Source organism: Actinoplanes sp. NPDC024001 (assembly GCF_040638955.1).
GTDB lineage: Bacteria > Actinomycetota > Actinomycetes > Mycobacteriales > Micromonosporaceae > Actinoplanes.
Genome location: NZ_JBEZZB010000163.1, coordinates 1 through 21,288 on the forward strand (window position 1 = coordinate 1; position 21,288 = coordinate 21,288).

Below are 21,288 nucleotides of genomic sequence, written 5' to 3' on the forward strand. Positions count from 1 at the left end.
GGCGGGTCGGCGGCGGCGATGCGCGCCGCGGCGCGCAGCCGCGCGCGCCGATGATCCTGCTCAGGCCAGATCAGAGCCCGCAACCACGCGGCGTCGGCCGGGTCGGTCACGTGCAGCGGGTTCAGGTCCAGACCGGCACGCCAGACGATCTCGGGTACGCGTGCGGGCGGCGCCGTCCCGGTGAGGACACAGTCGAGCATCGGCTCGCCCGTGCCGAGGTGCCGGGTGCCGTAACGGTAGGCGTACCGGTCGGGGAACAGGTTGAGCCCGGCCGAGGTGCCGACCTCGAGCAGCGCCAGCGGCTGCGGCAGGGCGGCCAGCACGGGCAGCAGCAGAGCGCAGCGGCCCGGCTCGTTGGTCTGCGTCGCGCGGGCCCGGATGTGCCGCTCCACCTCGGGCCACCGGGCGGCGGTGAACTCGAGGAAGGCCGCCGGGTCGGTCACGGGACCGCCGAGGAACTGGACGACCGCGAAGAGCAGGTTCGGCTGGCGTTTCGCCGGCGGCAACGTGTCCAGCAAACCGAGCAGGCGGGCGTCGCGGGAGACGGCGACGGCCAGCGCCTCGTAGGCGGGTGACTCCCCGGCGGCCTCGCGGGCGGCGAACTCGGCGTAGGTCGATACGGTCGTCACGAGCGCGATGATGCCACGTGCACGACATCCGGTTCGCCCCGTGGCACCGGGATCCGGACCGTGCGGGTGGGTCCGACGGACCGGTCGAGCGCTGCGGCGAAACGGGGTGAGTCGGCGGCGCTCCAGACCGCCAAAACACCGCCCGGGTTCAGGCGGGCACGCAGCAGGTCCAGGCCGGCCGGGGCGTAGAGGCGGGAGTTGCCGGCGAAGACGGTCCAGTCCGGACCGTTGTCGACGTCCAGGCAGATCGCGTCGAACCGGTCGGTGGTGGTGTCCAGCCAGGCAGTCAGGTCGGCGGTGACCACCCGCACCCGCGGGTCGTCGAGGGCGCCGGCGCTGAACGGCCGCAGCACGCCGCGGTGCCAGCGCACCACCGCCGGCTCGATCTCCACGACGACGATCTCGGTGGCGTCCGAGCGGGCCGCCTCGGCGAGGGAGAAGCCGACACCGAGCCCGCCGATCAGCAGCCGCGGTCGCGGGCCGGCCGCGGCCAGGGCCTCGCGGACCAGGGCACGCTCGGACTCGCCGGACCGGGTGTCCATCAGGAAGACGCCGTTGCTGATCAGCTCGTAGTGCTCGTCCCGGCGGCGCAGCACCAGTTCACCGCGGTCGGTGACGACTCGCTCCACAATGTCCATCGCCACGCAGCGTACCGATAGGCTTTGATCATGCCGCTGCTTTTCTCCTACGGGACCCTGCGCGACCCGGCCGTGCAGAGGGCCAACTTCGGCCGTGAGCTGGCCGGCCGGGACGACCGGATCCTCGGCTTCCGCCTCGACCAGGTGGAGATCACCGACCCGCACGTGCTGGCGGTCAGTGGCCGGACCCACCATCCGATCCTGATCGCCACCGGTGACCCGGCCGACGCGGTGGCCGGATCCGCCCTGCAGGTCACCGAGGACGACCTGCTCCGCGCCGACGAGTACGAGGTGGACGACTACCAGCGGGTCGAGGCGCCTCTCGCCTCCGGTGAGAAGGCCTGGGTCTACGTCGCGCGCTGACGCGCCACCCCGGATGCGCTCCCCGGCAGGTTTCGGGGCGGGACGGGGCGGGCACGTAAAACAGCAGACAAATGAGACCAGGAGGAGGAACTTCCCGATGGCCGAGCACGATGTCAACCGCAGCTCCCGTAGTGGACGGTTCGTGAAGGAGAGCACGGCGCGGCGTTCGCCGAGCACCACGACGACCGAGCACGTCGGTGGCGACGACGGTGACAAGAAGCGCGAGGTGCACCGCAGCGCGAGCACCGGCAAGTTCGTCACCGGGACGACCGCCGAGCTGCACCCGTCGACGACGGAGACGCAGCGCGTCTGACCTGAGCCAGCGACCGCCCTCCGTATCCCCCGCGGAGGGCGGTCGCTTTTGTGGGATCGGCTACCGTGAGCGCGTGCAAAAGCAGGTTGATCAACAAGTCGATGCCGCGCCGGCCTGGCTGACCTGGCCGGTCCGGGCGATCGCGGTCGTCGTGGTGCTCCCGTTCCGGCTGCTCTGGGAGGCCATGAAGGTCGTCGGCCGGTTCCTCGATCGTTACCTGCTCGCTCCCCTGGCCTGGCTGTGGCGGCACCTGGTGGTGATCCCGGTGGCGTGGCTGGGCCGCATGGTCGTGACGCTCCTGCGGATCCTGATCGGGGTGCCGGCCGCCTGGCTGTGGCGCGAGGTGCTGCTGCCGGTCTTCCGGGCGTTCTGGCGGTGGGTGCTGCGCCCGGTGTTCGCCGGGATCGCGGCGGCGGTGTCGTTCGTGATCGAGTGGGTGGTCGCGCCGGTCGCGCGGTTCCTCTACCGGTGGGTGCTCGCCCCGGTGGGCCGGGCGCTCGTGTGGTTCCTGACCGCCGGGTGGGAGGGCACGGCGTGGCTGGGCCGGCAGGTCTACCGCTTCCTGCTGCGGCCGCTCGGGATCGCGGTGGCCTGGGTCTGGCGGCACACGTTCGGCGCGCTGTTCCGCGGCATCGCCTGGGTGTGGGGCGCCACGGTGAGCCCGGCGGCGCGGTGGGTGCGGGACGAGATTCTTCGCCCGGCGGCGGATGCGGCACGATCGGTGCTGGTCGCGGTGGGTCTGCGGCGCTGACACCGCCGGAATGGGGCGAGCCGCCCCGGCACCGGAGGATCGGCGACGAAGCGGCTCGAGTTCGGGGAAGAGCGCTTGGGAGCGCTCCCACGACGTACGTTACATCACATTGACGTTCTTGAGAAGATCTATCGCCAGGAGTTACGGGACGGCGCTTCCCGGCGTACACGATGCGCTTGCTGCCGGCAGTGACCCGCTGCTGCCGCAACCGGACGACCGGCCCGCGTCGCTCACGCGGCGAACGCCGGGAACGGCGGCCGGTCCTGCGCGCACCGGGCGCCCCACGGCGGCACCTCACCGTTGAGCAGGTACCGCGTGTACCAGTCGTCGACACAGACGCTGTAGTCACTGGTGTGCCCGAACCCGTCCAGCGTCAGCAGCCGGGCGTTGCCGAGCTGCTGGGTCATCCGGATGGCGAAGTCATACCGGGTCGCCGGGTCGTAGGTCGGGTTCACCACCAGGATCGTCTGCGCGGTCCGGCGGTTCCACGGCCCGGCGTACCGCTCCCCCACCGGCGGCCAGTTCGCGCAGCCCACCTCGCTGAACGCCTCGGCCCGGCCGAACGTCGGATGCGCCGCCTCGAACGCGGCCGCGAACCCCGGGTAGAGCGCGGGCTGGCGCGGCAGCGGCGCGTCCGCGCAGTTCACCGCGAAGAACGCGTCGTTGCCGGTGTATTCGTACGCGTCCGGCAGCCACCCGCGCACCGGCGGGGCCTTGGGCAGCGGCTGCGCCGACGGCACCCGCAGCACCAGCGGGTCGCCGAAGATCTCGTCGTGGACCAGTTGCAAGGTCTGCGCCGCCTCCGGGAAGGCGGCCACGTCGTACAGCGTCTCGCCGATGTAACCGACCAGGTCGTCGAGGGTGACCGTGCCGATGCCGGGCAGGTCGGCCGGTCCCTGCCGGAGCCGGTCGCGCAGCTGGTCGAACTTGGCGCGGGCGTTGCCGGCGAACGCGCAGGCGACGCCGGCCCGGTCGCACTCGGTCAGGAAGCCGCGCAGGGCGATCTCGAAACCGCCCGCGCGGGCGAACTTGTTGGCCAGCCGCGCGCCGGTGCGCTGGGCCGGGTCCACGTTGCCGTCCAGGATCATGGCGCGCACCGTGCCCGGGTACAGGTTGGCGTAGGTGGCGCCGATCAGCGTCCCGTACGAGTACCCGACGTAGGTGAGCTTCCGGTCGCCGACCGCCCGCCGCAGCAGTTCCAGGTCCTTGGCCACGTTGAGCGAGCTCATGTGGGTGAGCAGCGGCCCCACGTTGCGTTTGCAGCCCTCGGTGTACTCGTAGTTGGCCCGCAACGTCGCACTGATCTGTTCCGCGGTGACCGGCACGCCGGTCATCCGGCCGAGCAGCGCCTCCGCCTCCGCGTCGGTCGCGAAGCACTGGATCGGGTCGCTGGCGCCGATGCCGCGCGGGTCGAAGCCGACCACGTCGAATCGGGCCAGCACCTGCGGGGAGAGCCGCGACGCGGCCGCGCGGACCGCGTTACGCCCGGCGCCACCGGGACCGCCCGGGTTGACGAAGATGGTGCCGATCCGGTTCGCCGCGTCGCTCGCGGGCCGGCGGGCCATGGCGATCGTGGTGGTCGCCCCGCGGGGCAGGTCGTGGTCGAGCGGCACCTCGTACGCCGCGCACTGATAGCCGGCGAGTGACTCCTCGGCGCACGGCGCCCAGGTGAGCGGTGGTGCGGCCGAAGCCGCGGCCGGGACCGCCAGCGCGGCGACCACCGTAGCGAGAGCAACTGCGGCGCGGGCCAACATGAGCCGCATACTCTCACGTATTTACATAGATCGGCGCTGTTGTCTCGCCGATCAGGAGCGCGGTCACCTCGTCGGCCGGCAGCGGGCGGGCGAACAGCCAGCCCTGCCCGGTGTCGCAGCCCAGGTCACGCAGCCGGTCGGCCTGCAGCCGGGTCTCCACGGCCTCCGCGGTCACGCTGATGCCGATGGCGTGCGCCAGCCGTACGATCGTCTCCACGATCTGCTCGTCGACCGACCCGCCCTCGCCCGGCTCACGGAGCCCGTTGACGAACGGGCCGGCCAGTTTCAGCGTGTGCACGGGCAGCCGGCGTAGGTAGGCGAGGTTCGAGTAACCGGTGCCGAAATCGTCGATGGCGATCCGGATGCCGCGCTGGGCGAGCCCGTCGAGGGCCCGCAGCGGTGCCCCCTCGGTGTCCATGATCGCGCTCTCGGTGAGTTCCAGGACCAGCAGCGCCGGGTCGAGGCCGGTCCGGGCCAGGATGTCGGCCACGTCGAACGGCAGGCTCGGCTCGTGCGCCTGCGACACGGTCATGTTGACGCTCATCGAGACCCGCAGCTCCGGGAAGCGGCGCGCCCACTCGGCGGCCTGCGCGCACGCCTGCTCCAGCACCCAGCGGCCCAGCTGGAGGATGACGCCGGTCTCCTCGGCGAGCGGGATGAACTCGTCCGGGGCGAGCAGGCCGAGCACCGGGTGCCGCCAGCGGACCAGCGCTTCGACGCCGCACAGGCGCTGGTCGGCTAGGGAGACCAGGGGCTGGTAGACGAGGGTGAACTCGTGCCGGTCCAGGGCGTCGGGCATGGCGGCGGCGAGTTCGTAGCGGGCCGCCTGGCGGGCGTTGCGGTCGGCGTCGTACATGACGAACCGGCCGCGGCCCTCCTGTTTGGCCACGTACAGGGTGAGGTCGGCGGCCTTCATCAGCTCGGCCGGGGTGGTGCCGCGGACCTCGCTGTCGACCACGCCGATGCTGGCCGACACCCGCATCCGGTGCTGGCCGAGCTGGTAGGGCCGGGTCAGCGCGGCGAGCAGCCGCTCAGCCAGGGCGGACAGCTCCTGCGGCCCGTCCGGGTCGGCGACGACCAGCACGAACTCGTCGCCGCTCATCCGCCCGGCCACCCGGCCCGGCTCGCCCGCGCAGGCGGCCAGGCGCTGCGCGACCGCCACCAGCAGCTCGTCGCCGACCTGGTGGCCGAGCGTGTCGTTGACCCGTTTGAAGCCGTCGAGGTCCAGGTAGCAGAGCCCGACCCGGGTGGCGCCGGCGAAGATCCGGTCCAGGTGGGCGGCGATCATGGCGCGGTTCGGCAGGCCGGTGAGCGGGTCGTGGTTGGCCTGATGCTCCAGCCGGTCCTGCAGGCGCAGCCGGTCGGTGATGTCCTGCACCATCGCGATGGTGAACTCGGGTGCGCCGTGCTCGTCGCGGATCAGTGAGGCGGTCATGTCGGTGCGGACGACCGCGCCGTCCTTGCGGTAGTAGGCCTTCTCCAGGCGCACGTGGTCGCGGTCGCCGCGGATCATCTCGTCGTAGAGGCGCCACATGTCAGGCGGGTCGCTCGGGTGGGTCAGCTGCGGCACGAGCAGCCCGCACATCTCCTCGACCGGGTATCCGAGCAGGTCGGCGAAGGCCTGGTTGACCCGTACGATCCGGCCGTCCATGCTGCTGACGCCGATGCCGACGGCGGCGTTGTCGAAGACCGCCCGCAGGTGTTCCTCGCTGGTGCGCAGCGCCCGCTCGGCGGTGGCGTGCGCGTCCAGCACGGCCCGGTTGAGACGTTCCTGCTCGGCCATGGTGGCCGCGCGCAGCGCCCGGACGTATCCGGCGGCCACCGCGCCCTGGATCTGCACGACCCGCTCCCGGTGCCCCGGTCCCGCGCCCGCCGCGGCGACCAGGTGGTCACCGATCACCGACACGGTCGCGGCGAGCACCGCCGGCTCGGTCAGGTGCGCGCCGACCAGCGCGGCCCCGATCTCCCCGGCGGCCCGCGGATCGAACCGCGGGGCCCGCAGCAGCACACACAGCCTGCCGGTGAGCCGGCGCAGCAGCTTGCCGAGCTCACCGTGATCCATCGGCACGAACCCGGCCCGGGCCACGCGCCGACGCCAGCGCCGGGCGAAAACAGCCCGCCCGGCGGCGTCCTGCGGAGGCATCTAGTTCTTGATGCCGACGCCGGCGTAGGCGCCCACCCGCTCCGGGTGTTCGTCGACCTCGTCGCCCGGGTCCGGCCGCCACTGCGGGATGAACACCAGACCCGGGTCCACCAGCGTGAACCCGTCGAAGTAGGCGGTGATCCCCGCCCCGTCGCGTAGCACGATCTCGGTGGCGGTGCGCCCCGACAGCCGCTGCGCCTCGATCACCTCCGGCGGCTGACCGTCCGCGGTCGCGTGCGAGATCAGCAGGTAACTGCCCGGCGCGACCGCGTCCCGCAGCGCGGCGACCACACCCGCCGGGTCGTCCGAGTCGGGCACGAAGTGCAGCACCCCGGCGAGCAGCACCGCCACCGGCTGGCTGAAGTCGATCAGCCCCAGCTTCTCGCTCTCGCTGATGACCCGCTCCACGTCGCGCACGTCGGCGCAGATCACCCCGGTGCGGTCCACCCCCGCCAGGATGGCCCGGCTGTGCTCCACCGCCACCGGGTCGATGTCGACATAGACGACACTCGCGCCCGGCGCCGCCTCCAGCGCGATCTCGTGCACGTTGCCCGCGGTGGGAATCCCCGACCCGATGTCCAGGAACTGCCGAATCCCCTGCCCCGCCAGGTAGCGCACGGCCCGCCGCAGGAACACCCGGTTGGACCGCATGGTCTCCCCGATGTTCGGCGTCATCGCCGCGATCTGCTCCGCCAGCGCCCGGTCCACCGCGAAGTTGTGCGCCCCGCCGAGAAAGTAGTCATACACCCGCGCGGCGCTGGGCTGATCAACGTCGATCCCGGCCGGCACCCAATCGGTCGGTCCCGTCACGGCGCACCCTCCACAGTCTTCAGTTCCAAGAAACCACAACTGTCTATCGCCCTGGGCTCCGGAAGGCAACCACCGGCGCAGCGCGCCGATCAAAACCCGTCACGGTACGGGCTACATCTCCCCAACCGCGGCTACTCCTCCCGTGGCATCAGCGCGATCCAGGCTTCGGGTCCCGGCCCCAGCGCGCCCGCCGGGCGTAAGCACGCCCCAACCCCCGGCCTTCGGCGCAGACATCCGCACCATCCCCGCCGCGCCCCCGTCAGTCAGGGCCAGCAACCCCGCTCTGCCCCGCCGGCTACCGCGTTCAGGCAGCCCACGAACCGTCAGCGTCGTTTTGAGCCCGGCCAAAGCAACGCCCAGACACAGCCCGGCAAATCGGCTGGCGGTCAGTGTCGGTGGGACGGGCCGAGCCAGCTCAGGTACTGCCAGGCCGGCCAGCTGACGGCCAGTGTCGGTCCAAGCCCGCCAAGGCAGCCCTCAAACGCAGCCGGACCAGCCGGCTGACGGCCAGCACCGCTCCGAGCCGGCCAAGGCAACCCTCAAACGCAGCCGAGCCAGCCGGCTGACGGCCAGCACCGACTTGAGCCCGCCGACGAAGCTCCCCAGCGCAGCCGAACCGGGCGGCTGGCGGTCAGTGTCGGTCCGAGCCGACCAAGGCAGCCCACAAGCGCAGCCGGGCCAGCCCGCTGACGGCCAGCACCGGCTCGAGCCGGCCAAAGCAGCCCTCGAACGCAGCCGGGCCGGGCGGCTGACGGCCAGTGTCGGTCCGAGCCGGCCAAAGCAGCGCTCAAATGCAGCCGGGCCGGGCGGCTGACGGCCAGCACCGACTTGAGCCCGCCGACGAAGCTCCCCAGCGCAGCCGGGCCGGGCGGCTGGCGGTCAGTGTCGGATCGAGCGGGCCAAGGCAGCCCTCAAGCGCAGCCAGGCCGGGCGGCTGGCGGTCAGATCGGGAACTTGGCGGTCGGCGTGGGGAGATGGGCTGGGACGAGGGCTTCGGTGCTGCGTGATCATGGCTGCCTCGCTTGCGGCAGAGGGCCGCCGGTGGGGTCGCATCCCGGGCACCGGGGCAGGGTGTGGGGATGCGGTGGTAATCCGGGTGACACCGGGTGGGAATCGCGGGAGCATCGGCGGGTTGCTGATCTTTAGGGGTGCCCGTGTTCGCGTCGTATCGTCGCCTGTTCGAGGCACCGGGGACGGTGGCGTTCACCGTTGCGGCGCTGCCGGCTCGGTTCTCGATCTCGATGTTCGGGGTCAGCGTCGTGATCATGGTGGCTACGCTGCGGGATTCGTACGCTCTGGCCGGTTCCGTGTCGGCGGCGGGGCTGGCGGCCATCGCGGTCGCCGGGCCGTGGGTCGGGCGGATGGTGGACCGTTACGGCCAGGCCCGGATGCTGGTGCCGACCACGCTGGTGTCGGCGACCGCGGGTGGTGCGCTGGCGTTCCTGGCGGGCGCGGACGTCCCGGTCTGGACGCTGTTCGCGGCCTATGTCGGCGCCTCGGTCAGTCCGAACACGGGTGCGATGGCCCGGGCGCGGTGGGCGGCCCTGTACCGGGATCGGCCGGCACTGCTGCACAGCGCCAACGCTCTGGAACAGTCGATCGACGAGCTGTGCTTCATGCTCGGGCCGGTGGTCGCGGCGCTGCTGTGCACGTCGGTGGCCCCGCAGGCCGGGATGATCGTCAGCCTGGTGCTGTATGTGACGGGTTCACTGGCATTCGCGGCTCAGCGGCGCACGCAGCCCAAGGTTCATGCGGTTCGTGAGCGCGGCCGTTCACCGCTGCGGGTCCGCGGGGTTCTGGAGATCACCGTGACGTTCCTGTTCACCGGGGCGGTCTTCGGCAGCATGGAGGTGGTCACCGTGGCGTACACCGAGTCGCTGGGCCGGCCGGCCGCCGCCGGGGTGATTCTGGGCCTGTTGGCCGGAGGGTCGGCGCTGGCCGGTCTGGCGTTCGGCACGCTTCGACTGCGGGGCACGACAGCGGTGCGGTTCCTGATCTGCGTGGCGGCCATGGCGCTGCTGCTGCAGCCCGTGCTGCTCGCCGACGATGTCTGGACGCTCGGGGTGCTGCTGTTCATCGCCGGGCTCGCCACCGCACCAACCATGATCACGAGCATGACGCTGGTTCACGAGCTGGTGCCACCGTCGCGGATCACCGAGGGCATGACGCTGACCAACACGGGTCTGCTGATCGGCATCTCAGCGGGGGCTTCTGTCGGCGGTTGGGTGGTCGAGGTCGCCGACGCCCACACCGGCTACGCCACGCCGGCCATCGCCTCGGCGCTCGCCCTGCTGGCCGCATTGGCCGGTTTCGGCCGGGCACTCGGCGGCCGGCGCGGCCCTCGATCGGCTATGGCCGGACCTGCGGAACCCCGCGTTCCCGCCGACAAGCTGCCAGCACCGACCGGATCGGCAGGCACCGGTCCAGCAGAGATCGGTTAGGCACGGACACAGTCCCGGGGCCCATGTCCGGGACGCACGGACCCAGCTGGTCAGTCCCCGTCCCAGCACTCACCAGGTTCGAAGGACACCGCCGACAGGCAACGATCCGGACGGTGCCAGGTCGGCACAGCCGAGCCGGCAGGACACAGGCGGGCAGGCCGCGCGCCAGCACAAAGAAGCAGGAAAGACGGCCGGGCGGCAGGGGACGGGCGGGTGGCACGGTGGGTGGGGTGTGGGCCGGCACGGACAGGTGGGAGGTGAAGGTGGCTCGGTGTGGACACGGGAGGGCGACCGGGTCAGCCGTCCGGTTTAACTCCGGCGGGTAGGAGTTGGGCGGTTTGCGACGATCACCCTGGTCGTGACGGCGGCGGTGGGCTGGACTTCGACGGCATGAGGTTTGTGCGAACTGTGTTTGCCGGGGTTTCCTCGGCTGTGCTGGTGGCCGCTGGGGGCAGTGCGGTCGCCGCCCCACCGCCGGGGGTTCTGCAGCTGCGATACGAGGGCGGGCTGGTTTCGGCCACCCGGGTGGCCGACAGCAGCGGGAACGATCTGCCGGGAGAGATCCGGACCGGGGGCGGCGGGGCGGTCACGGCCGTGACCGAGGCCGACGGCAATCCGTTCCTGCGGTTCCCGGGTGGGAGCTGCACCACCGCGCCCTGTCCGCAGGCGATCATTCAGCCGGTTCGGACGGTCACGCTGGTGCCGGCGGATGACGGGCACGGGCGGTTCGTCTACGGGGCGGACATCCGGCTCACCGAGACGCCGTCGGACGCGGCGGGGATGAACGTGTTCCAGTTCGGGGCGGCGGGGGCCGGGATCAGCCAGTGGAAGCTGCAGGTGGACGCCGGGCGGCCGTCCTGCCGGTGGTCGGACGGGACGGACTTCGTGCTGCTGGGAGCGGGTGACGAGAACTTCCGGTTCAGCGTGGGGCGGTGGTACAGGGTGACCTGCGTACGCCTGTCGCCCGTGCTGTTCCAGATCCGGGTGGATGACGCCCGGACCGGGCAGCAGGTGCTGCCGCCCCGGCAGCAGACGGCCAAGTTGCGGGACATCCTGCCCAGCGGTGCGGTGGTGATCGGCGGCAAGCGGATCCGCGCCGAGCAGAGCGACGTGGACACCGACCAGTTCCACGGCGACCTCGACACCATCGAGTTCGGCCGCCGGGAACTGCCCTCCGACTCCTGAGCCGGACGAGCCGCCGGGATCGGCTGCGGTGCGTGAGGGAGCGGGATCGCTCCCTCACGCACCGTTGAGCTAGGCGGCGTCGGCGCGGGCGAGAGTGGAGAGGGCGCCGGGCAGCGCGGGGCCGCGGGCCGGGATCTGGTCGGCGCGGGCCGGGTCGACGCGCCACAGGGAGCCGTCGGCGGCGGTCTGGGCGGTGGCGAGCATGGAGACGAACGCGGAGCGGATCTGGAGTTCGGTCTGATCCTCGGGCAGGTCGGAGAGTTCCACCAGCAGCGAGGCGCTGCCGAGGATGCCGTAGGCGTTGCGGGCGATGCCCTCGTAGTCGCCGCCGGGGTAGCGGGTCACGTTGGCGCCGGCCAGGCGGGTCATCGCCTCGTAGTTGACGACGGTGAGCTGGCGGCCGGCGGTGACGGCGCGGGAGGAGACCAGCGGGCTGGTCGGCCACAGCACCGAGGCGGTGGTCTCCTCGCCGTCGGGCTGCAGGTAGCGGCCCTGCATGTGGTAGTCGACGACGATTCGCGGCTGGGTGCGGTGCCACAGGCGCAGGACGGCCCGGGACTCCGGCACGGGATTGTCGGCGATCGGGGTCAGCGGGTTGTGGAAGCGGTTGATGTCGTAGCCGACGCCGGGTTCGGCGTAGTCGCCGGTGGCGGACGGGTCGTGGTTGTAGCGCTGGTTGCGCACGGCGCCGTCGGGGTTGGCCTGGACGACGATGTCGAGGGTGATCCGGCGCAGCAGGTGGCGGTGCCAGGCGGTGTCGGGTACGCCGAGGGCCCACAGGGCGCGGATCGCGGCGGGGGTGCCGAGCGGCTCGTCGCCGTGCTGCTGGGTGACGTAGAGCAGGCGGGTCCGGCCGGTGCCGACGCTGGCCAGGCGCAGCGGGCGGTCCTCGTTGCTGCGGCCGATGACGCCGAGACGGACCCGGCCGTCGCTGGCGCGGGAGATCTTGGTCAGGGCCTTGCGCACGTCGGTGGGGCTGGGACGGGCCGGTACGAGATCGCGCGGCACCTGGGTGGCCAGCGTCTGCGCGGTGGTAGCGGCGGGTGCGGCTGCGGCGGGTGTCGCGGACAGGCCGGTGGCGAGCACAGCGGCGGTGGCGAACAGGGCGATCGTGGGTCTCACGGCGGCTCCCGGATCGGATGACGTCGATGTCACCTCTCACCGTAGGGAGCCCCGCCGGGATCCGCACGTGCTTACGCCCGGCGGTCGGGCTACGGCCGGGACCAGGAGCCTGGCTCGCGGGGAGCCACGGGAGGGGTGGCTGCGGTTGGTGAGGTGTCAGACGTACCGCTGCGGTTGTCGCCGTGCCGGGCCAGGAACGTGCGTGCGCGCCGGCGGTGGACCCTGATGGTGAGGGCGACCTGCTTGCGGGTCTGGCCGTCGGCGCCCCACAGCGGCGGGGAGACAAAGGTGGCGCCGACGATCAGCATCCCGAGGAGACCGAACAGGCTGATCATGCCGACCAGGCTCGCCAGCAGGACGAGGCCGATGCGAGCGTCGCCGCCGAAGCCGGTGCGAGCACCCCGCCGCCCAGGGCGAGCGGGATCAGCAGGCCGAAGATGAGCGCGACGATCCGGAAACGACGGTTCGCGGCGGCGGTCACCCGGCGCTGCCGTAGCGGGCCAGGTAGGCGCGGGCCCGGCGGCGGAAGATGAGCTGCTGGACGGCGACCGCGATCCACAGCGGCACCGGTACGGCGGCCAGCGCGGCGCGGCCGAGGTCACCGTCGGCGAGCTGCAGGGCCGCGCCGGCCAGCGCCAGCGTGGCGGCGATGACCATGAGGACGGTGACCACCGGCGCGAGTTTGAGGCTGCGGTTCGCCTCCGCCAGGGCGAGCCGGCCGAGCTCACCGGCCGGCTCCTCCTGGTCCTTGACGGCGCGGACCGCCCGCTGCCGGGTCTTGCGGTCGGCGCCCCACAGCGGCGACACCGCGGTGCCGGTGCGGCGCCGGGCGTAGCGCATCATCAGGGCCATGGCGCCGCCCATCAGGGCGACGAGACCGAACAGGACCGCCCCGACGATCAGCGCGGAACGGCCGGTCCACGCGCCGGCGCCGGCGGCGAAACCGAGGGCGCCGGCGAGCACCACGCTCAGCAGGACGGCGAACGTGAAGATCCGGAAGCGGCGGTCGGCACGGGCCTGCAGGTCCACATAGGAGTGCTACCCGTCAGCGGCCGTAACCGAACATCTTCGCGGCCAGGTCGGTCATCACCTCGGTGGCGCCGGCGCCGATGCCCAGGATGCGGGTGTCGCGGTAGTGCCGCTCGACCTCGCTCTCGCGCATGTAGCCCATGCCGCCGTGCAGCTGGACGGCCTCGTCGACGACGTATTTGCAGGCGTCGACGGCGGCGTTCTTGGCCAGGCACACCTCACCGATGACCTGTTCGCCGCCGGCATGGCGGATGGCGACTTCCCGGGTGTACGCCCGGGCCAGCTCGATGCGCTGGCGCATCTGCACGAGTTTGTGCTGCACCACCTGCCGGGCGATCAGCGGCTTGCCGAACGTCTGGCGCTCACGTGCGTACGCCAGCGTCAGATCCAGGCAGCGCTGCGCCGTGGCGTAGGCGTGCACCGCGGCGATGATCCGCTCCGGCACGAAGACCTGCGCGATCAGCAGGAACCCGGCGTTCTCCGGCCCGATCAGGTTGGCGGCCGGCACCCGGCAGTCGGCGAACGACAGCTCGGCGGTGTCGGAGCAGAGCCAGCCCATCTTGTCGAGCTTGCGGGACACCGTGAAGCCGGGCGTGCCCTTCTCGATGACCAGCAGGCTGACGCCGGACGCGCCCGGCCCGCCGGTGCGCACCGCGGTGGTGACGAAGTCGGCGCGGGTGCCGGAGGTGATGAACATCTTGGCGCCGTTGACCACGTAGTCGTCGCCGTCGCGGACCGCGGTGGTGCGCAGCGACCCCACGTCGGAGCCGGCGTCCGGTTCGGTGATGCCGAGCGAGCAGACCTTCTCCCCGGCCAGGGCGGGCCGCACGAACCGGTCGATCAGCGCGCTGTCGCCGGTGGCGATCATGTGCGGCAGTGCGATGCCGTGGGTGAACAGCGCGGCGTGGCAGCCGGACGAGCCGCCGGCCTCCAGGAACGCCTCGGTGGCGACCACGGTGTCGACCGTGTCGCCGCCCTCGCCGCCGTGTTCCTCGGGGAAGCCGATCCCGTAGAGGCCGGCCTTGGCGGCGCGGTCGTGCAGGTCGCGGGGGATCTCGCCGGCCTTCTCCCAGTCGGCGAGGTACGGGTGGATCTCCCGCGTGACGAACTGGCGCATGGCGTCACGCAGGGCGTGGCGTTCGGGGGTGTCGAAGGGGTTGGTATACGTCACGGACGCTCCTTTGCGGGACGTTCGACCAGGTTTTCCGGGGCTCGGCGGCCGAGCAGGACGGCGGCGGCACGTTTCCACCGCCGGATGAGCAGTTCGCGGCGGGCCAGGTCGCCGCTGACGATGCCGGTCATGGCCAGGCCGGTGAGCACCTCGAAGGTGAAGTGCACGACCGTGTCCACGCGCGGGTCGTCGTCGAGCAGTTTGCGGGCGTGCTCGCGCAGCGTTCCGAAGATCTCCTTCTCGACGGGGACCAGGGCGTCACGCAGCGCCGCGTCGGTGCGGGCGGCGTTCCACAGCTCCAGGGCGGCCCAGAAGATCGGCGAGGAGAAGTGCCGCCAGACCGCGTCGATGAAGGCGTCGAGTGGTTCGGCCCCGGCGGGCACGGTCCCGATCTCGGCGGCGAGACCGTCGAGGCGGCGGCGGGCGACGTGCTGCACGGCGGCGACCAGCAGGTCGACCTTGGTCGGGAAGTGGTGCAGCAGGGTGCCGCGGGGGACGTCGGCGCGGCCGAGCACCTCGGTGGTGGTGGTTTCGGCGTAGCCACGCTCGACGAGGCACTGCACGGTGGCGTCCAGGATCTTGGCCCGGGTCGCCTCGCTGCGCTGCGCCTGTGTGCGCCTGCTCTGTTCTGCCACGCACTTACCGTACGACGTGACGGTTAGTTTTGTCTGCGCCGAATTTGATCAGCACTTGCCGTGACGCAGCTCACGCGTTTACCGTCACGCCAGACTGTTAGGGGGACGTCGATGCTGAGTCGACTGCGCGCCGGGATCGCCGTGGGCGTGGCTGTGGCCGGGGCGGTGGCGAGCCGGGTCGGCCGCCGGGCGGAGGCGCCGGCCGCGCCCCCGCCGATCGCCCCGCCGCGCGAACTGGCCTACCCCTACACCGCGTCAGCGGAGATCGCGGCGTCGCCGGAGCAGGTCTTCGCGGTGCTGTCCGAGCCGGCCCGGATGTCTGACTGGCTGGTCATGCACACCGGCTGGCCGGGGACGCCGCCGGGCGGCATCGAGGTCGGCGCGCGCTTCGCGCAGCGCGTCAAACTCATGGGCATGCCGACCGAGGTGCGCTGGTCAGTGGTGGGCCTGGAGACTCCTCGTACGGTGTGGCTGGACGGCACCGGTCCGATGGGGATCGTCGTGGGGTTCTACCTGTCGCTGACGCCGAGCGGCACCGGCACGCTGGTGCGGGTGGACGGCGGTGTCGAGGGTGGGACGGCTGACGGGCCGCTCGGGCCGATGGTGGCCCGCAACCTGGCCGAGGCCATGCAGAAGTCCCTGCAGCGCCTGGCGACGGTGGTCGCACAACCGTCGATGGCCGGGTCGCCGGGCGGTGGCACCGTGGCCGCCACCGGAAATGCCTCGGCCGCCGAGAACGCCCGCACTCGCCCAGCTTCCACTCGCGCCAAGCCGGCACCGATCCGGCATGAGCGCAGCGGCCAGGACATCGACCCGTGGACCCCGGTGATCATCGGGGTCGGGCAGGTCTCCGAACGCTCCACCGATCCTCACGACGGCGACCCGGTCTCGCTGGCGGTGCGTGCCCTGCGGCTTGCCGCCCGGGACGCCGTTCCGGACCCGGAGCCCGGCTCAGAGTCCAGCTCCGGCGGGTTCTCTGCGGCGGCGCTGCTGGCCGCGGCCGACTCCGTCGGCTACGTCGCCAGCGTCTCCTGGCAGTACCCGGACGGTGCCGCACTGATCGCCGACGCGGTCGGCGCGAAGCCCACCGAGACCGTGCAGACCAGCATCTTCGGCGGCGACGGCTCGCTGCGCCTGCTCAACGACACGGCCGCCGCGATCGCCGCCGGCCACGTCGAGATCGCCCTGCTCGGCGGCGCCGAGGCCGCCGCCACCGCGGCCGCCGCCGAACGCTCCGGCCAGGACCTCGCCTGGCCCACCCAGCCGGAGGGTACGGCCCCGGCCCGCACCGTCGGCGTCGACACCACCCCCAACACCGACGTGGAGATCGCCGCCGGCCTGGTCGCCCCGATCTACGTCTACGCGCTGATCGAGTCGGCCATCCGCGGGCGGCTCGGCCTCTCCCCCGACGAGCATCAGCGCCGCATCACCGCACTCTGGTCCCGCTTCTCCACGATCGCCGCCGCCAACCCGCACGCGTGGCGCCCGGAACAGCACTCCCCCGGCGATCTGGCCACCCCCAGCGCCGACAACCGGCCGATCTCCGCCCCGTACCCCAAGCTGTTGACCGCGAATTTGAGCGTCAACCAGGCCAGCGGCCTGATCGTGTGCAGCGCCGCCGCCGCGCAGGCGGCCGGCGTCGCGCAGGACCGCTGGGTGTTCGTGCACGCCGGCGCGCACGCCACCGACGAATGGTTCGTCACCGAGCGCAACGACCTGGCCTCCTCGCCCGCGATCCGGGCCAACGGCGCGGCCGTGCTGGAGCACACCGGCCTGTCCATCGACGACGTCCGGCACATCGACCTGTACGCCTGCTTCCCGTCCGCGATCGAGATCGGCGCCGCCGAACTGGGCCTGCCGCTCGACGACCCGGACCGTCCGCTGACCGTCACCGGCGGGCTGACCTTCGCCGGCGGCCCCGGCAACAACTACACCAGTCACGCCGTGGCCAACCTGGTCCCGCTGCTGCGTGCCGACCCGGAGGAGTACGGCCTGGCCACCGCCCTCGGCTGGTACCTGACCAAGCACGCCGCCACCGTCCTGTCCGCCCGTCCGCCGCACCGCGAGTACCGCGACATCGACGCCGACCTGCGCCTGCCCCGTCCGGCCGCCCGCAAGGTCGACTCCGCGTGGACCGGCCCGGCCGTGCTGGAGGCCTGCACGGTCCCCTACGGCCGGGACGGCGAGCCGGAGGCCGGCATCATCACCGCGATCACCCCGAACGGCGACCGGGTGGTGCGCCGGGTCACCGACCGCGCGCTGATCGACCGGCTGCTCACCGAGGACCCGCTCGGCTGGCAGCTCGCCGTCACCGCGGACGGGTTCACCGTCACCGACACCACCCCCGCCGCCCTGCCGCCGGCCGGTGAGCCCCCGGTGCTGGTGGAGTGGCACGGCCCGGTCACGGTGATCCGGCTCAACCGCCCCGCGGCCCGCAACGCCGTGGACCTCGCGACCGCCCGGGCCCTCGAGCGCGCTGTCGACGCGTACGAAAGCGATCCGCAAGCACGCGTCGCCGTGCTGACCGGAAGTGACACTGCCTTCTGTTCCGGGATGGATCTGAAGGCCGCCGCTCGCGGCGAATATCCGGTGACCGAGGGCCGTGGCCTGCTCGGCCTGACCGCGCGGCCGCCGCGCAAGCCGCTGATCGCCGCGGTGGAGGGCGCCGCCCTGGCCGGCGGGTGCGAGCTGGCGCTCGCCGCCGACCTGATCGTGGCCGCCGAGGACGCCTCGTTCGGCATCCCGGAGGTCAAACGCGGCCTGGTCGCCGCCGCCGGCGGTGTGCTGCGGCTGGCGCAGAACCTGCCCCGCAGCATCGCCCTGGAACTCGCGCTGACCGGCAACCCGATGCCGGCCCGCCGCCTGTACGACCTCGGATTGATCAACCGCGTCACCCCGTCCGGCAAGGCCCTGGAAACCGCCCTCGAACTGGCTCACGACATCGCGGCGAACGCGCCCCTCGCGGTGTTCCTGTCCAAGCGGATCGCCGACGAGCACCGGGACTGGAGCACCGCGGAGGCCTTCGACCGGCTCGCCGGCATCGCCGGTGAGGTGATCGGCTCCGCGGACGCCGTCGAGGGCATCCGCGCGTACGCCGAGAAGCGCGCACCCGTCTGGAAGGACCTTCCATGATCGAGAACTTGCGAGCCGTCCTGCGCATGCATCAGATCGGCATCGTCAACCTGCTGAGCCCGCGCCGGCTGGTGCGCGCGGCCGTCAACAACTCCCGTCTCGGCCCGCAGGCCGCCCTGATCATGAAGGCGGCCGCCGAGCATCCCGACCTGCCCGCGGTCACCGACGAACGCGGCACCATGACCTACCGGCAGCTCGACGAGCAGTCGAACGCGCTCGCCCACGCCCTGAAGAAGCTCGGCCTGCCGGACCGCTCGGTCGTCGGGGTCCTCGCCCGCGACCACCGCGGGCTGGTGCTGGCGATCAGCGGCGTCGCCCGGGCCACCCTGCGCCTGGCCCTGATGAACACCGGCATGGCGAAACAGCAGCTGGCCGAGGTGGTGGCCCGGGAGAACGTGCGGGTGGTGCTCTACGACGAGGAGTTCGCCGAGCTCGTCGACGGGCTGCCCGACGACATCCCCCGCTATCTGACCTGGGGTTCCGGGCTGGTGCCGACGATCGACGAGCTGATCGCCGCGCACCGCACCACGCCGCTGCCGCTGCCGGACCGGCCGGGCGGGTTCATCATCCTCACCAGCGGCACCACCGGGCTGCCCAAGGGCGCCCCGCGGACCAAGGTGTCGCCGCTGGCCAGCGCGCTGATCGCGGACCGCATCCCGTTCCCCCGGCAGGGCGCGGCGGTGATCGCGTCCCCGCTGTTCCACAGCACCGGCTTCGGCGCCTGGACCGTCGGGCTGTCGCTGGCCAACCACGCGGTGCTGCTGCGCCGCTTCGACGCCGAGCGCATCCTGCAGGCGATCGCCGAACACCGGGCGCAGATGCTGGTCGCGGTCCCGACGATGCTCACCCGCATCCTCGCCCTCGGCCCGGACATCATCAACAAGTACGACACCTCGTCGCTGAAGACCGTGTTCGTCGCCGGTTCCGCCCTGGCGCCCGAGCTGACCGCCCGCTTCCACGAGCAGTTCGGCGACGTGATCTACAACGTGTACGGCTCGACCGAGGTGGCCGTGGCCGCGGTGGCCCAGCCGGCCGAGTCCCGCCGCGCCCCCGGCACCGTCGGGAAACCGCCGGTCACCGTGCACGTCGCGCTCTTCGACGACGACAACCGGCGCATCGACGAGCCGCACACGCACGGGCGGGTGTTCGTGCGCACCGGCATCCCGTTCGAGGGTTACACCGACGGGCAGCACAAGCAGATCATCGACGGGTACATGGCCACCGGCGATCAGGGCCACTTCGACGACGAGGGCCTGCTGTTCATCGACGGCCGCGACGACGACATGGTCATCTCCGGCGGCGAGAACGTCTACCCCGTCGAGGTGGAGAACCTGCTCGCCGAACGCGACGACGTCGTCGAGGCAGTCGTCATCGGCGTCGACGACCCCGAGTTCGGCAAGCGGTTGCGCGCGTTCATCGTGCCGACCGAGACGTCGGCCCGCGACCCGCAGCAGATCAGGGACCACGTGAAGGCGAGCCTGGCCCGCTACAAGGTGCCCCGCGACGTGGTGTTCGTCGACGAACTGCCGCGCAACCCCACCGGCAAGGTGCTGCGCCGCAACCTGCCGACCGGCCCGCTCAACGAGGCGTGATCGTCTCCCCGGTCAGGTCGGCGCAGCGCCGCAGCAGCTCGTCCTGCAGGTCCTCGTCGTAGGCCTGCGGGTGGGCGGTCAGCGCCTGACGGCGCTTGAAGTAGTGGCTCGTCACCGTCGCCTGCGGCTCCGGCGACGTGGCGAGCCACACCTGCGTCTCGGCACCTTCCGGCAGGTCGTCGGTCGCGCCAGGCCCACCCATTCGGGTACGGATCCAGCCCGGGTCGACGGCGTTGCTGAGGGTGCCCGGCCACAGTCGGGCGACCGCGAAGGCGAGCATCACGTCGTACAGCTTCGAGTCGCTGTAGGCCTGCATGCCGTTCCACGGGCGGGACCGCCACTGCAGGTCGTCCAGGTGGGGCCGGCCGTTCGCCTCCAACCCCGAGGTCAGATAGACCAGGCGGTCCGGCGCCGGCAGCAGAGCGGTCAACAGGTACGGCGCCAGCGTGTTCACCTGGAAGATCCGCTCGAGGCCGTCCTCGGTGATCACCGGGGCGCTCTGCCCGCCTCCGATCCCGGCGTTGTGGATCACCGCGTCGTACGGGCCGGTCTCGGCGGCCTGCCGGGCCAGGTCCCGGGTCTGGGCGAGCGACGCGAGGTCGCCGACGACCACGGCCGCGGCGCCCGGAACCGCCTTGTACGCCTCGTCGGCGCGCCGTTCGTTACGCCCGTGCAGCACCACGCGGTGCCCCTGCTCAACGAGGGTGGCCGCGGTGTGCCGGCCGATGCCGTCGCTGGAGCCGGTGATCAGAATCGTTGCCATAGGGACCACCATGCCCGATCGCGTAGCGCGTACACCGACCGGTGTAGGCGCGAGTGACTGCGTGCGGACGACGCGCGCGGGGTCCGCACGCTCCTAACGTCTGCGGCCATGAACAACATGGTGATCCGGGTGCCCCTGGCTGTTGCCGCCGCAGCGATCGTCACGGCGGATGTCGTCAACCCGCGGTACAGCCCGGTGTCGGAGACCGTCAGCCGGTATGTCAACGGGAACGCCGGCTGGCTGATCACGGTGGCGATCCTCGGGATCGGGCTGGCCTCGGCGGTGCTCGCCGCGATGGTGCGGGGGCCGGGCCGCTGGGCGCTGGCGGTGTGGGCGGGCGGGTTGCTGGTGGCCGGGCTGTTCCCGGCCGACCCGCCGGGGCGGTGGTCGCGGCCGTCGGTGTCCGAAATGGTGCACGGCACGGCGGCGTGGGTGGCGCTGGCGGCGTTCCCGGTGGCGGCGGTGCTGCTCACCCGGGCTGCTGCGCTCTCGCATCGGCGTGGGGTGCTGATCGGTCTCACCGCGGCGTCGGTGGTCGCGACGGCGGCCCTGTTCGTGGTGCTCGGTGACGTGATGGACGGGCCGTCGCTGACGGTGGCCGGGACGCCGGTGGTCGGCCTGGTGGAGCGTGTGGTCCTCGCGGTCGACATGGTGTGGCTGGGGATTGCGGCGGTCACGCTGCGCGCACCGGCTCGACGCCCGGCTGTCTCCGCTTGAGCTGCGCGCCGGCCCGCTCCGCGCGGAGCGGGGCCGCGCCGCCCGGCGTTAGGGGCGGGGTTGTTGGCCCGCGCCACCCCCACCGCGGGGCAGTGTGAGC

General features: G+C 72.3%; 20 protein-coding genes. 8 read left to right on the forward strand and 12 right to left on the reverse strand.

Translation table 11 applies throughout. From position 1 onward, the window contains the following. A partial coding sequence (locus AB0F81_RS41005; protein ID WP_360207294.1) for a DUF2332 family protein occupies nt 1–629 on the reverse strand: 629 nt, incomplete at its 3' end. Continuing rightward, nucleotides 626–1,267, reverse strand: a complete 642-nt coding sequence (locus AB0F81_RS41010) for a spermidine synthase (protein WP_360207297.1) — start codon at nt 1,265–1,267, stop codon at nt 626–628. The genes AB0F81_RS41010 and AB0F81_RS41005, both read right to left, overlap by 4 nt. A gap of 30 nt (nt 1,268–1,297) precedes the next feature. Between AB0F81_RS41010 and AB0F81_RS41015 the strand changes: the two genes are divergently transcribed. The 3 genes from AB0F81_RS41015 to AB0F81_RS41025 all read left to right on the forward strand — a co-directional run bounded on the left by AB0F81_RS41015 (nt 1,298) and on the right by AB0F81_RS41025 (nt 2,694). After that, complete coding sequence (locus tag AB0F81_RS41015; RefSeq protein WP_360207300.1) at nt 1,298–1,630, forward strand: gamma-glutamylcyclotransferase family protein; 333 nt, start codon at nt 1,298–1,300, stop codon at nt 1,628–1,630. Between the two features lie 97 nt (nt 1,631–1,727). Continuing rightward, entirely contained in the window at nt 1,728–1,943 is a 216-nt protein-coding gene (locus AB0F81_RS41020; protein WP_360207303.1) for a hypothetical protein, read from the forward strand. Nucleotides 1,944–2,016: 73 nt separating this feature from the next. Further along, nucleotides 2,017–2,694: a hypothetical protein gene (locus AB0F81_RS41025; protein WP_360207305.1), complete on the forward strand. Its 678-nt coding sequence runs from the start codon at nt 2,017–2,019 to the stop codon at nt 2,692–2,694. Nucleotides 2,695–2,924: 230 nt separating this feature from the next. Here AB0F81_RS41025 and AB0F81_RS41030 read toward each other — a convergent pair whose 3' ends face one another. The 3 genes from AB0F81_RS41030 to AB0F81_RS41040 are packed head-to-tail and all read right to left on the reverse strand — an operon-like array spanning nt 2,925 to nt 7,401. Beyond that, nucleotides 2,925–4,457, reverse strand: a complete 1,533-nt coding sequence (locus AB0F81_RS41030) for an alpha/beta hydrolase (RefSeq protein WP_360207307.1) — start codon at nt 4,455–4,457, stop codon at nt 2,925–2,927. 4 nt (nt 4,458–4,461) lie between these two features. Then, nucleotides 4,462–6,591 (reverse strand): EAL domain-containing protein, encoded by a 2,130-nt coding sequence (locus AB0F81_RS41035; protein ID WP_360207310.1) that lies wholly within the window; start codon nt 6,589–6,591, stop codon nt 4,462–4,464. Continuing rightward, nucleotides 6,592–7,401: an SAM-dependent methyltransferase gene (locus AB0F81_RS41040; RefSeq protein ID WP_360207313.1), complete on the reverse strand. Its 810-nt coding sequence runs from the start codon at nt 7,399–7,401 to the stop codon at nt 6,592–6,594. A 1,154-nt stretch (nt 7,402–8,555) separates the two neighbouring features. On the opposite strand from AB0F81_RS41040, the gene AB0F81_RS41045 reads away from it, so the two are divergent. Beyond that, the gene (locus AB0F81_RS41045; protein ID WP_360207316.1) at nt 8,556–9,842 is read left to right on the forward strand and encodes an MFS transporter; all 1,287 of its coding nucleotides are present in this window, start codon (nt 8,556–8,558) and stop codon (nt 9,840–9,842) included. A 438-nt stretch (nt 9,843–10,280) separates the two neighbouring features. Further along, nucleotides 10,281–11,027: a hypothetical protein gene (locus AB0F81_RS41050; protein WP_360207319.1), complete on the forward strand. Its 747-nt coding sequence runs from the start codon at nt 10,281–10,283 to the stop codon at nt 11,025–11,027. A gap of 69 nt (nt 11,028–11,096) precedes the next feature. Here the strand turns inward: AB0F81_RS41050 and AB0F81_RS41055 are convergent, their stop codons facing one another. From AB0F81_RS41055 to AB0F81_RS41080, 6 genes are all read right to left on the reverse strand, one after another. Then, nucleotides 11,097–12,149: a M14 family zinc carboxypeptidase gene (locus AB0F81_RS41055; RefSeq protein WP_360207321.1), complete on the reverse strand. Its 1,053-nt coding sequence runs from the start codon at nt 12,147–12,149 to the stop codon at nt 11,097–11,099. A gap of 89 nt (nt 12,150–12,238) precedes the next feature. Continuing rightward, on the reverse strand, nt 12,239–12,484 hold the full coding sequence (locus AB0F81_RS41060; protein WP_360207324.1) for a hypothetical protein: 246 nt from the start codon (nt 12,482–12,484) through the stop codon (nt 12,239–12,241). Further along, nucleotides 12,481–12,630, reverse strand: a complete 150-nt coding sequence (locus AB0F81_RS41065) for a hypothetical protein (protein WP_360207327.1) — start codon at nt 12,628–12,630, stop codon at nt 12,481–12,483. Before AB0F81_RS41065 ends, AB0F81_RS41060 begins: the two co-directional genes overlap by 4 nt. Further along, nucleotides 12,627–13,178, reverse strand: a complete 552-nt coding sequence (locus tag AB0F81_RS41070) for a hypothetical protein (protein WP_360207329.1) — start codon at nt 13,176–13,178, stop codon at nt 12,627–12,629. Before AB0F81_RS41070 ends, AB0F81_RS41065 begins: the two co-directional genes overlap by 4 nt. Before the next feature lie 16 nt (nt 13,179–13,194). After that, on the reverse strand, nt 13,195–14,349 hold the full coding sequence (locus tag AB0F81_RS41075) for an acyl-CoA dehydrogenase family protein (protein WP_360207332.1): 1,155 nt from the start codon (nt 14,347–14,349) through the stop codon (nt 13,195–13,197). Then, a complete protein-coding gene (locus AB0F81_RS41080; protein ID WP_360207335.1) occupies nt 14,346–14,984 on the reverse strand; it encodes a TetR/AcrR family transcriptional regulator in 639 nt (212 codons plus the stop codon). The genes AB0F81_RS41075 and AB0F81_RS41080 overlap by 4 nt, the downstream gene beginning before the upstream one ends. 111 nt (nt 14,985–15,095) lie before the next feature. Here AB0F81_RS41080 and AB0F81_RS41085 point away from each other — a divergent pair, with 111 nt between their 5' ends. Continuing rightward, a complete protein-coding gene (locus tag AB0F81_RS41085; protein ID WP_360207337.1) occupies nt 15,096–18,116 on the forward strand; it encodes a crotonase/enoyl-CoA hydratase family protein in 3,021 nt (1,006 codons plus the stop codon). After that, nucleotides 18,113–19,708, forward strand: coding sequence for an acyl-CoA synthetase (locus tag AB0F81_RS41090; protein ID WP_360207340.1), 1,596 nt, complete (start codon nt 18,113–18,115; stop codon nt 19,706–19,708). The genes AB0F81_RS41085 and AB0F81_RS41090 overlap by 4 nt, the downstream gene beginning before the upstream one ends. On the opposite strand, the gene AB0F81_RS41095 is transcribed toward AB0F81_RS41090, so the two are convergent. Next, nucleotides 19,695–20,471: an SDR family NAD(P)-dependent oxidoreductase gene (locus tag AB0F81_RS41095; protein WP_360207343.1), complete on the reverse strand. Its 777-nt coding sequence runs from the start codon at nt 20,469–20,471 to the stop codon at nt 19,695–19,697. The two genes, AB0F81_RS41090 and AB0F81_RS41095, sit on opposite strands and share 14 nt — an antisense overlap. A 108-nt stretch (nt 20,472–20,579) precedes the next feature. Here AB0F81_RS41095 and AB0F81_RS41100 point away from each other — a divergent pair, with 108 nt between their 5' ends. After that, on the forward strand, nt 20,580–21,188 hold the full coding sequence (locus AB0F81_RS41100) for a DUF998 domain-containing protein (protein WP_360207346.1): 609 nt from the start codon (nt 20,580–20,582) through the stop codon (nt 21,186–21,188). Nucleotides 21,189–21,288 lie beyond the last annotated feature (100 nt).

Excerpts from the sequence above, each read along its gene's own strand:
- AB0F81_RS41010 (WP_360207297.1), bottom strand. The coding sequence starts at position 1,267 with ATGGACATTGTGGAGCGAGTCGTCACCGACCGCGGTGAACTGGTGCTG.
- AB0F81_RS41015 (WP_360207300.1), top strand. The coding sequence starts at position 1,298 with ATGCCGCTGCTTTTCTCCTACGGGACCCTGCGCGACCCGGCCGTGCAG.
- AB0F81_RS41020 (WP_360207303.1), top strand. The coding sequence starts at position 1,728 with ATGGCCGAGCACGATGTCAACCGCAGCTCCCGTAGTGGACGGTTCGTG.
- AB0F81_RS41030 (WP_360207307.1), bottom strand. The coding sequence starts at position 4,457 with ATGCGGCTCATGTTGGCCCGCGCCGCAGTTGCTCTCGCTACGGTGGTC.
- AB0F81_RS41035 (WP_360207310.1), bottom strand. The coding sequence starts at position 6,591 with ATGCCTCCGCAGGACGCCGCCGGGCGGGCTGTTTTCGCCCGGCGCTGG.
- AB0F81_RS41060 (WP_360207324.1), bottom strand. The coding sequence starts at position 12,484 with ATGATCAGCCTGTTCGGTCTCCTCGGGATGCTGATCGTCGGCGCCACC.
- AB0F81_RS41085 (WP_360207337.1), top strand. The coding sequence starts at position 15,096 with ATGCTGAGTCGACTGCGCGCCGGGATCGCCGTGGGCGTGGCTGTGGCC.
- AB0F81_RS41090 (WP_360207340.1), top strand. The coding sequence starts at position 18,113 with ATGATCGAGAACTTGCGAGCCGTCCTGCGCATGCATCAGATCGGCATC.
- AB0F81_RS41095 (WP_360207343.1), bottom strand. The coding sequence starts at position 20,471 with ATGGCAACGATTCTGATCACCGGCTCCAGCGACGGCATCGGCCGGCAC.
- AB0F81_RS41100 (WP_360207346.1), top strand. The coding sequence starts at position 20,580 with ATGAACAACATGGTGATCCGGGTGCCCCTGGCTGTTGCCGCCGCAGCG.